Origin of the sequence: Aeromonas sp. s5 (assembly GCF_040907865.1) — a bacterium.
Lineage (GTDB): Bacteria > Pseudomonadota > Gammaproteobacteria > Enterobacterales > Aeromonadaceae > Aeromonas > Aeromonas dhakensis.
The window spans coordinates 50,702-57,337 of sequence record NZ_JBFOCO010000027.1; the positions used below are offsets into that span (position 1 = coordinate 50,702).

Sequence of the window (6,636 nt, forward strand, 5' to 3'; positions counted from 1 at the left end):
TTGTTACAAATCAGCCAGACCGATGCGACGGTAAACCTCGGGCAGCGCCTCCGGTTGGGTATCACCGATCTTGACGGCAGCCTGCACCATGCTGGCGGCCTGAGCAAATTGCTCTTCAGTTTGAGCGTGGATCAGGGCGAGCGGCTTGTCTGCCTCGACGCTTTGACCCAGGCGGATAAAGTCGGTCAGACCGACGGCATAATCAAGCTTGTCACCGGCAGCGCGACGGCCACCGCCCATGGCGACCACGGCCAGACCCAGTTCGCGGGTGTCCATGGCGGTCACGAAACCGCTGTTGGCGGCATAGACGGGGCGCACAATGGCGGCTTTGGGCAGGTGATGATCGTAGCGCTCCATGAAGTCGCTCGGGCCACCGAGGCCGGTCACCATGCGACCGAAGATCTCGGCCGCCTTGCCGTTGTCCAGCACCGCCTGCAGTTTGCGGCGGGCATCGCTGTCGTCGCTGGCCAGACCGGCGGAGATCAGCATCTCGGCGCACAGCGCCATGGTGACGGCATGGATGCGCGGGTTGCGGTATTCACCGGTCAGGTAGCGCACCGCTTCGCGCACTTCCACCGCGTTGCCGGCGCTGGAGGCCAGCACCTGGTTCATGTCGGTCAAGAGCGCTGAAGTACGGCAGCCGGCACCGTTGGCCACCGCAACTATGCTCTTGGCCAGCTCCTCGGATGCTTCAAAGGTCGGCATGAAGGCACCGGAGCCCACTTTCACGTCCATCACCAACGCTTCCAGCCCGGAGGCGAGCTTCTTGGAGAGGATGGAGCCGGTGATCATGGCGATGGATTCGACGGTAGCGGTGATGTCGCGTACTGCATAGATACGCTTGTCGGCCGGGGCGAGATCGCCGGTCTGGCCGATGATGGCGACACCGGCCTCTTTCACCACTTTCAGGAAACGGTCGTTGTCGACCGAGGTCTGGTAGCCGGGAATGGCATCCAGCTTGTCCAGGGTACCGCCGGTGTGGCCCAGGCCACGGCCGGAGATCATCGGCACGAAACCGCCACAGGCAGCGACCATGGGGCCAAGCATCAGGGAGACGACGTCACCCACACCGCCGGTGGAGTGTTTGTCGACGATGGGGCCGCCCAGATTGAGGTGGTCCCAGGTCAGCACCATGCCGGAATCGCGCATGGCGCAGGTCAGGGCAACCCGCTCATCCATGGTCATGTCTTTGAAGTAGACCGCCATCGCCAGTGCCGCAATCTGGCCCTCGCCGATGGTGTTGTTGGTAATGCCCTGAACGAAGAATTGAATCTCTTGGGTACTGAGCGCTTCACCGTTGCGCTTCTTGCGAATGATTTCTTGAGGCAAAAACATCTTTCATTCCCTCCGCCATTGCTGGCGTTACACAAGTCTGAATCCTTGCCCGCACCCCACACGGGTGGGGCGCAACAGGGCGGACAGCGGTCCGCCCTCTCATCAACCTATTAGTAACCGCTGGTGTTGGCCGGCTTGTCGCCATGCCCCAGCGTGGCCAGCAGGCTGGCCAGCAGGCTGGATGCACCAAAGCGGAAGGTGCGGGCGGATACCCAGTCCTTGCCCAGGATCTCTTCGGCCATGGCCAGGTACTGGCCCGCCACGGCGGCGTCTTTCACGCCACCGGCTGGCTTGAAGCCGACTTTCGGGTTCTTGGCCTTGATCACTTCCATCATGATGCGTGCCGCTTCCGGGGTCGCATTGACCGGCACCTTGCCGGTAGAGGTCTTGATGAAGTCGGCACCGGCGTCGATGGAGATTTCGGAGGCGCGACGGATCAGCGCTTCCTCTTTCAGCTCGCCGGTCTCGATGATCACTTTCAGCATTACGTTGGCGCCACAGGCTTCCTTACAAGCTTTGACCAGATCGAAGCCGACCTGTTCATTGCCGGCCATGAAGGCGCGATACGGGAACACCACGTCCACTTCGTCGGCACCGTAGGCCACGGCGGCGCGGGTTTCGGCCACGGCGATCTCGATGTCGTCGTTGCCGTGCGGGAAGTTGGTCACGGTCGCAATGCGCACGTCGGCAGCGCCGATCTCACGCAGGGTCTTGCGAGCGATGGGGATGAAACGGGGGTAGATGCAGACGGCGGCAGTCAGGCCGGCCGGAGACTTGGCCTTGCGGCACAGGTCGATCACCTTCTGATCGGTGTCGTCATCGTTCAGGGTGGTCAGGTCCATCAGATTCAGGGCGCGCTGGGCGGCCAGTTTCAGATCAGTCATTCTGTTCTCCAAAGTCTCGATGTAGTCCGAATTCCAGGGCATGGTGCTGCCTGTCGCAACGCAACCGGCAAGACGCGACTCCCGGAAAAACGGGAATGGAATTGCAGCGCAACTGCACGGGCAATAGGCTGCAAATAAGGCAAGAGCCCTGTCACTTTCTTACAAAAGTGCGGACTTGGTTCCATGAAGACTTGAGAAAGGCAGACAAGGTCTGACCCGACTTCCCAATCAATTCCATTTGACCGCCAACACCCGATTTCATCGGGCATTAGTCAATGCCAGCACCCTGCTGGCAATGCCTATTTCAGCCGAGATACCCCTTGTTTGCAAGCCGGATTTGCCATTTTCAGAGGTACCTCACATCTGGCAAATCCGGTACTGGAAAGTGCGTTAAGAGAAGAAACGGGTAAGTATCCAGGAGTATGCCAGGCCCCCCAGGTAGACTCCAACGATCCCCATCACCCCGGACAGTACGGGCGGGGCCGGGATCGGCAATTTGAGGAAAGAAAACAACAAGCCAACGATAAAGCCGGCTGCCATCGCCAATAGCACTTCATTCATATAACCTCCGATTTGACTCATTTTATTATTAGTTTAGAAAGGAAAACGGTTGTCACCGCTCCATACACGAACGCCACGGCAGATGCCGTGGCGTTCGTGGTTATAGCTGTCAGTCAGGCTGACATTACATGCTGGACAGCGCCAGGAAGAAGCCTGCGATGGTCGCAGACATCAGGTTGGACAGAGAGCCGGCCAGTACGGCTTTCAGACCAAATTTCGCAATGGTGCCGCGACGGTTCGGTGCCATGGAGCCCAGACCACCCAGCAGGATGGCAACGGAGGACAGGTTGGCGAAACCGCACAGGGCGAAGGAGATAATGGCCTTGGTGTGGTCAGACATGGCCACGCCATTGATCAGCACTTCATCCTTCAGGTACGGGGCGAAGTTCAGGTAGGCCACGAACTCGTTGACCACCAGCTTCTGGCCGATGAAGGAACCGGCAACGACGGCTTCACTCCAGGGCACACCGATCAGGAAGGCCAGCGGGGAGAAGATCCAGCCCAGCAGCAGTTCCAGGGAGAGCTGCGGATAACCGAACCAGCCACCCACACCGGAGAAGATGCCGTTGATCATGGCGATCAGACCGATGAAGGCCAGCAGCATGGCGCCGACGTTCAGGGCCAGTTGCAGACCGGCAGAGGCACCGGCGGCGGCGGCATCGATCACGTTGGCAGGCTTGTCTTCCAGATCGCCATCGGCATTGCTCTCGTCGTAGCTCGGGGTCTCGGTTTCCGGCACCAGCAGCTTGGCGAACAGCAGACCACCCGGGGCAGCCATGAAGGAGGCGGCAATCAGGTATTCCATCTTGACGCCCATGGAGGCGTAACCGGCCAGTACGGAGCCGGCAACAGATGCCAAGCCACCACACATGACGGCGAACAGCTCGGAGTCGGTCATCTTGGAGATGAAGGGACGCACAACCAGCGGCGCTTCAGTCTGACCCACGAAGATGTTGGCAGTGGCGGAGAGGGATTCGGTACGGGAAGTGCCCAGTACTTTCTGCAGGCCACCACCCAGCAGTTTGATGACCCACTGCATGATGCCCAGGTAATAGAGAACGGCGATCAGGGAGGAGAAGAAGATGATGACCGGCAGTACGCGGAAGGCGAAGATGAAGCCGCCACCACCGAACACTTCGAACATCTTGTTGCTGACCAGACCACCGAACAGGAATTCGATGCCGTTCTGGCCATAACCGATGACGCTGGAAACAGCATCGGATACACCTACCAGGATGTCACGACCAACCGGGACGTACAGCACGAAGGCACCCAGGCCAGCTTGGATTGCAAAGGCACCGGCAACGGTGCGCACTCTTATTGCTTTGCGATTGCTGGAGAACAGCACCGCGATAAGGACGAGCGTTGCCATCCCTACCAGACCCATTATTAGATTCATTATTTACACTTCCTCTTTAGTAGCACCTTCCAGCTTGTTAACAACTTGTATCTCAAAGCCATCAATCAAGGGTGCGCATTATACTAATTACGGTGCGACAAAGTAGAACGCTGGTCACATTTTATAAGCATGAAATGCGCTAGAGGTCGTCAAATTAGACCGCAAACGATTTTTACTCCCCCCATTTTTTATCATGTCGCTAGCAACAGTTAATCAGGTGTTAATTTTCGACTTGCCCAACTGGAAGGTACGCAGAGTGGATTCATGTAACACCAAGGCAACATGTGCCAGCGGTTGCTGCCGCAAATCGGCCAACAGTTGCGCAATGATTGGCAGATTGGCAGGGGTGTTGGGCGCCCCTTGCTGACCCTGCAGCGGCATGTCGGGGGCGTCCGTTTCCAGCAGCAGAGCCTCCAGCGGCATGTCGCGCACCGCCTCCCGGGTTTTGTTGGCCCGCTCAAAGCTGATGACCCCGCCGATGCCGAGCCGAAATCCCAATTGCCAGAACGCTTCTGCCTGCTGCAGGGAGCCGCTGAAGGCGTGGATGACGCCCCCGCAGGCCGGGCGCAGACGTCTGAGGATCTTGGCCACCGTGTCGTTGGCACGCACCGAATGGACAATAAGGGGCAGCTCATGCTCCTTGGCCAGTTCGATCTGGGCCTCGAACATCTCGAGCTGTCCCTCCTGCGGCACGTGGGAGCGCAGGTCCAGCCCGCATTCGCCCACCGCCACCAGCCCGCGGGGGCGCTCCACCAGCCGTTGTTGCAACCGGGTCAGCACCGCCGGCGTCTGACCACCCACATACCAGGGGTGCACGCCAAGGGCATAGGAGATGCCGTCATGTTCCGCCGCCAGCGCCATCACCCGGCCCCAGTTTTCCTCTCCCACCGCAGGAATGATATACTCGCCCACCCCCAGCTGACGGCACTCGGCCAGCAGCGCCGCCCGCTCGGAATCGAAGACCGGAAAATCGAGATGGCAATGGGTGTCGATCAATTGCATGTCACTCACCTGTTTGTCGTAATTAATGGGTCCATATCATGATGAAACGCACAAGCCACGGCTTTACCCTGATAGAACTGGTGCTGGTCATCATAGTGCTGGGGATCCTGGCCGTGACCGCCCTGCCCCGCTTCATCAATCTCAAGGATGACGCACTCAAGAGCACGGTCGCGGCAACGGCGGCCAGCTTTGCCAGCGCAGTCCAGCTGGCTCATGCCGGCTGGGCGGTCAAGGCGCAGGATCAGGCGCTCTACAATCTCGGCAGCATGGGGCAACGCAATCTCGACATCAACCGCTATGGCTGGCCCGCCGGCACGGACGAAGATCAGGGGCGCAAGGGGATCGACGAACCCTATGTCGCAGGTCAGGGCGACTACATCTCGGTGAGCAACCAGTCAGACTGCCGTCTGCTGTTTCAGGGACTGCTGGACAGCAGCTACACCGTCGCCTCGGTCGATCAGGATCCCGATCAGCAACTCAACGCCGACTACCTGTCCAGCGAACTGACCGCCAACCAGATAGATGAAGAGGGAGAGCCGCACAGCAACTGCCGCTACACCCTGCGCGACTCCATCGGCCGCTTCCCCGCCTCTCCCGACGGTCTCTCCTTCGACTACAACAGCGTCACTGGTGCCGTGACCCGCAATTTCCAGTGAGCAGATCCGACTCGGCTTGCTGCTCTGCCTGCGGCGCCTCATCCTGTTCCCGGCGCACCGGCACGCAGCAGCGCCGGTTCTCCGGCGTGAGCCCCCACTCCTCGCACCAGCCATCGTAGCGAGCCAGCCAGCGTAACAAGATACCTTTCATCCGCGCGTTCCCCTCTTCATCAAGTCGACGGTTGCTCCGTCATATACCCGCTCGCCGCCAAGAGCAAACCGGGCCCGCCGCATCATGGCGCCCCGGGCGACAGCAGCAACCCCATGCTGATTTCGTCCACGTAGACGTCGTCCAGCCGATAGGCCTGTCGCCGCAACCCCTCGTCCCGGAAGCCGCACTTGCGATAGAGGGCGTGCGCCACCTCGTTGTGGGCCATCACCCCCAGCTCCAGCCGCTGGATCCCTAGCTCGCCGGCGGCCGCGATCAGAGTGCGCAGTAACCGCTCACCCCATCCCAACCCGCGTGCACTCGACCGCAGCCCCATCACCACCAGGGCGCAATGGCGGTTGCGCGCCAGGCCACCGCCGATGAGTACGGCAAAGCCCTGCACCTCCCCGGCCAGCACCAGCAGCCACATGGCCTGATTGGGGGCTGCCACCATGGCCTCGAGCCGCTGGCGCTGCCCCTCGATGTCCGAGGGGCGCTCCCCCGCCTCATACAGCATGAAGCGGGTCTCCCTGTCCAGTTGCCCAAAGAAGTGATCCAGCGCCGCCGCATCCTCCACACTCGCCAAACGAATCATCACCCTCGCTCTCCCTGCCTGGTGGTTGCGCCGAGCCACGGCCATAAAAAAACGAC

The 6,636-nt window shown here is 60.3% G+C and carries 8 protein-coding genes; 1 reads left to right on the forward strand and 7 read right to left on the reverse strand.

Annotated elements, in window-relative coordinates; translation table 11 throughout:
• Positions 1-3 precede the first annotated feature (3 nt).
• The 5 genes from deoA to AB5Y94_RS16285 all read right to left on the reverse strand — a co-directional run bounded on the left by deoA (position 4) and on the right by AB5Y94_RS16285 (position 5,181).
• Complete coding sequence (gene deoA / locus AB5Y94_RS16265; protein ID WP_010636140.1) at positions 4-1,335, reverse strand: thymidine phosphorylase; 1,332 nt, start codon at positions 1,333-1,335, stop codon at positions 4-6.
• 110 nt (positions 1,336-1,445) lie between these two features.
• Complete coding sequence (deoC, locus tag AB5Y94_RS16270) at positions 1,446-2,219, reverse strand: deoxyribose-phosphate aldolase (protein WP_368206166.1); 774 nt, start codon at positions 2,217-2,219, stop codon at positions 1,446-1,448.
• A gap of 390 nt (positions 2,220-2,609) precedes the next feature.
• Positions 2,610-2,780 carry a XapX domain-containing protein gene (locus AB5Y94_RS16275; protein ID WP_005305103.1) on the reverse strand — a complete coding sequence of 57 codons (171 nt, stop codon included), beginning with the start codon at positions 2,778-2,780 and terminating at the stop codon, positions 2,610-2,612.
• A gap of 124 nt (positions 2,781-2,904) precedes the next feature.
• A complete protein-coding gene (locus AB5Y94_RS16280) occupies positions 2,905-4,179 on the reverse strand; it encodes a NupC/NupG family nucleoside CNT transporter (RefSeq protein ID WP_010636138.1) in 1,275 nt (424 codons plus the stop codon).
• A 213-nt stretch (positions 4,180-4,392) separates the two neighbouring features.
• Positions 4,393-5,181, reverse strand: a complete 789-nt coding sequence (locus tag AB5Y94_RS16285; protein WP_368206167.1) for a TatD family hydrolase — start codon at positions 5,179-5,181, stop codon at positions 4,393-4,395.
• 38 nt (positions 5,182-5,219) lie between these two features.
• Between AB5Y94_RS16285 and tppF the strand changes: the two genes are divergently transcribed.
• The gene (gene tppF / locus AB5Y94_RS16290) at positions 5,220-5,837 is read left to right on the forward strand and encodes a type IVa pilus pseudopilin TppF (protein ID WP_017765765.1); all 618 of its coding nucleotides are present in this window, start codon (positions 5,220-5,222) and stop codon (positions 5,835-5,837) included.
• Here the strand turns inward: tppF and AB5Y94_RS16295 are convergent.
• Both AB5Y94_RS16295 and AB5Y94_RS16300 read right to left on the reverse strand, forming a co-directional pair.
• Positions 5,806-5,988, reverse strand: a complete 183-nt coding sequence (locus tag AB5Y94_RS16295; RefSeq protein ID WP_368206168.1) for a DUF5363 family protein — start codon at positions 5,986-5,988, stop codon at positions 5,806-5,808. The genes tppF and AB5Y94_RS16295 overlap by 32 nt on opposite strands.
• An 82-nt stretch (positions 5,989-6,070) precedes the next feature.
• Complete coding sequence (locus AB5Y94_RS16300; protein WP_368206183.1) at positions 6,071-6,625, reverse strand: N-acetyltransferase family protein; 555 nt, start codon at positions 6,623-6,625, stop codon at positions 6,071-6,073.
• Positions 6,626-6,636: the final 11 nt, after the last annotated feature.

Excerpts from the sequence above, each read along its gene's own strand:
- deoA (WP_010636140.1), bottom strand. The coding sequence starts at position 1,335 with ATGTTTTTGCCTCAAGAAATCATTCGCAAGAAGCGCAACGGTGAAGCG.
- deoC (WP_368206166.1), bottom strand. The coding sequence starts at position 2,219 with ATGACTGATCTGAAACTGGCCGCCCAGCGCGCCCTGAATCTGATGGAC.
- AB5Y94_RS16275 (WP_005305103.1), bottom strand. The coding sequence starts at position 2,780 with ATGAATGAAGTGCTATTGGCGATGGCAGCCGGCTTTATCGTTGGCTTG.
- AB5Y94_RS16280 (WP_010636138.1), bottom strand. The coding sequence starts at position 4,179 with ATGAATCTAATAATGGGTCTGGTAGGGATGGCAACGCTCGTCCTTATC.
- AB5Y94_RS16285 (WP_368206167.1), bottom strand. The coding sequence starts at position 5,181 with ATGCAATTGATCGACACCCATTGCCATCTCGATTTTCCGGTCTTCGAT.
- tppF (WP_017765765.1), top strand. The coding sequence starts at position 5,220 with ATGATGAAACGCACAAGCCACGGCTTTACCCTGATAGAACTGGTGCTG.
- AB5Y94_RS16295 (WP_368206168.1), bottom strand. The coding sequence starts at position 5,988 with ATGAAAGGTATCTTGTTACGCTGGCTGGCTCGCTACGATGGCTGGTGC.
- AB5Y94_RS16300 (WP_368206183.1), bottom strand. The coding sequence starts at position 6,625 with ATGGCCGTGGCTCGGCGCAACCACCAGGCAGGGAGAGCGAGGGTGATG.